Origin of the sequence: Allostella sp., assembly GCF_041913585.1 — a bacterium.
Taxonomy (GTDB): Bacteria; Pseudomonadota; Alphaproteobacteria; order ATCC43930; family Allostellaceae; genus Allostella.
Genome location: NZ_JAYSFE010000062.1, coordinates 25,431 through 27,623, shown reverse-complemented (window position 1 = coordinate 27,623; position 2,193 = coordinate 25,431). Strand labels below are relative to the sequence as shown.

At 74.5% G+C, this 2,193-nt stretch carries 4 protein-coding genes; 1 reads left to right on the top strand and 3 read right to left on the bottom strand.

Features of this window, described 5'->3' with window-relative positions; translation table 11 throughout:
* On the top strand, positions 1-661 hold a 661-nt coding region (locus ACE3Q3_RS13330; RefSeq protein WP_374446818.1), incomplete at its 5' end, for a HugZ family protein.
* Here the strand turns inward: ACE3Q3_RS13330 and ACE3Q3_RS13325 are convergent.
* Genes ACE3Q3_RS13325 through ACE3Q3_RS13315 form a run of 3 tightly spaced genes read right to left on the bottom strand, consistent with a single transcriptional unit; the run spans position 643 to position 2,165 of the window.
* A complete protein-coding gene (locus tag ACE3Q3_RS13325; RefSeq protein WP_374446816.1) occupies positions 643-1,260 on the bottom strand; it encodes a LysE family translocator in 618 nt (205 codons plus the stop codon). The two genes, ACE3Q3_RS13330 and ACE3Q3_RS13325, sit on opposite strands and share 19 nt — an antisense overlap.
* On the bottom strand, positions 1,254-1,715 hold the full coding sequence (locus tag ACE3Q3_RS13320; RefSeq protein ID WP_374446814.1) for an Lrp/AsnC family transcriptional regulator: 462 nt from the start codon (positions 1,713-1,715) through the stop codon (positions 1,254-1,256). Before ACE3Q3_RS13320 ends, ACE3Q3_RS13325 begins: the two co-directional genes overlap by 7 nt.
* A gap of 48 nt (positions 1,716-1,763) precedes the next feature.
* On the bottom strand, positions 1,764-2,165 hold the full coding sequence (locus ACE3Q3_RS13315; protein WP_374446812.1) for a gamma-butyrobetaine hydroxylase-like domain-containing protein: 402 nt from the start codon (positions 2,163-2,165) through the stop codon (positions 1,764-1,766).
* Positions 2,166-2,193 lie beyond the last annotated feature (28 nt).

The following is a 2,193-nucleotide window of genomic DNA, read 5'->3' as shown; positions in this document are numbered from 1 at the left end:
CCAGCGCGACGCGGCGGGCTGGCCCTACGCCTCGCTGGTGCTGGTGGCGGCCGACGCCGCGGGCCGGCCGCTGCTGCTGCTCTCCGACCTCGCCGACCACAGCCGCAACATCGCCGCCGACGCCCGGGTCTCGCTGCTGTTCGACGGCACGGTGGGGCTCGAGCGCCCGCTCGCCGGCCAGCGCCTGTCGCTGCTCGGCCGGGCGGCCGTGGTCGGGGACGGGGCGGCCCGCGCCCGCTATCTCGCCCGCCACCCGGACGCGGCGCAGTATGCGGGCTTCGCCGACTTCCGCCTCTACCGCGTCCAACCCGAGCGGGCGCATCTCGTCGCCGGCTTCGGCCGCATCCGCTGGCTCGCCGGCGATCGGCTCGGTCCTCCCGTCGATCCGGGCGAGGTGGCGGCCGCCGAGGCCGGGATCGTCGGGCACATGAATGCCGACCACCCGGATGCGATCCAGCTCTACGCCCGGGCGGCCGGCAGCCGCGAGGTCGGCTGGCGCATGACCGGCGTCGATGTCGAGGGCTGCGACCTGCGCCTCGGCGCCGCCGTACTCCGGGTCGACTTCGCCGAGCCCTGCACGGATGCGGGCGCGGTGCGCCGGGAACTGGTCCGTCAGGTGCGCGCCGCCCGTGCGGGCGGCGCTCAGACGAGCGCCGCGTAGATTGCGATCAGTCCGAAGAGGACGAGCGCGCCGCCGCCCAGCCGGTTGATCCAGGCGAGGGCCGCCGGACCGATCCGCGCCCGCAGCCGGGCGACCGCGAGCGACAGGCCGAGCCACCAGGCGGCCGAACCGAGGAAGACGCCCAGCACCAGCACCAGGGAAGCGCCATGGTCTCCCGCCCATTCGCCGAGCCCGAGGGCGGCGAAGGCGGCGGCGAAGGAGAGGATGGTGGCGGGATTGGTGAGCGTCAGCAGCACCGTCGTGCTCCAGGCGACGACGAGGCTGCGGGCGCCGCCGCCGTCGGCGGCCCGGGCGGCCGGCGCCGCCGTCGCCGTCCGCCAGCCGAGCCACAGCAGCACGATGCCGCCGAGCGCGGCGAGCCAGGTCCGGCCCGCCATCATCGCATCGGCGACAGCGGCGAGGCCGAAGCCGGCGACCGCGCCGTAGGCGGCGTCGGCGGTGGCGGCGCCCAGTCCCGTCGCGAAGCCGAGCGCCGGCCCGTCCGCCAGCGTGCGGCGGATGCAGAGCAGGCCGATCGGCCCGACCGGGGCCGCGATGGCGAGGCCGAGGGCGAAACCCTTGGCGAAGAGCGTCAGCATGGCGCGGCGGCGCAGGGCAGCGCCGCCGTCTCCTTGGGGGAGGAGAGGGCGAGCGTGGTGCGGGTGCGGACGACGCCGGGCCACGCCTTGATGGTGCGGCCGATCAGCCGCTCGAGATCGGCCGTGTTCCGGGCCCGCACCTTCAGGAGGTAGGACCAGTCGCCGGTGACATGGTGGCACTCCTGCACCTGCGGCTCGCCGAGGCAGCCGGCGATGAAGCCGGCATCGTCGCCGGGGGCGGCCAGCAGCACCTCGACGAAGGCGCAGACGTCGAAGCCCGCCCGCCGGGGATCGACCCGGCCGTGGGTGCCGGCCAATGTGCCCTCGGCGGCCAGCCGCCGCAGGCGCTCGTTGACGGCGGAGGTCGAGAGGCCGACCTCGGCCGCGAGCGCGGCGAGCGGGCGCCGGCCGTCGGCCTGGATGGCGTCGAGGAGAATGCGGTCGATATCGTCCATGTCCGGATAATATCCGGTACCTTGGACGTCAGTAAGGAAATTTTCTGGTCAGGTGCCCGGCTCGCGCGACTTTCCGGCGGCCTCCAGGGCGGCGAGGTAGTTCTTCCACAGCCGTTCGCGGTCGCGGCCGATCTCGTAGAGATAGGCCCAGGAGAAGATGCCGGTGTCGTGCAGGTCGTCGAAGCGGATGCGCACCGCGTAGTTGCCCACCGGTTCGAGATCGAGGATGCCGACCTCGCGGCGGCCGGCGACGAGCTGCTTCTGCCCCGGCCCGTGGCCCTGGACCTCGGCCGACGGGCTTTCGACGCGCAGGAATTCGGCCGGGTAGACGAATCGGCTGCCGTCGTCGAAGTCGATCTCCAGCCGGCGCTCCGCCTTCTCCAGCCGGATCTCGACCGGCCAGTGGGCGGTGCCGAAGCCGGCCGCGGCGGCGCTATTCCGGACGGGCATGTTCGGGCCTGGCGCTTTCGGGCCGGGC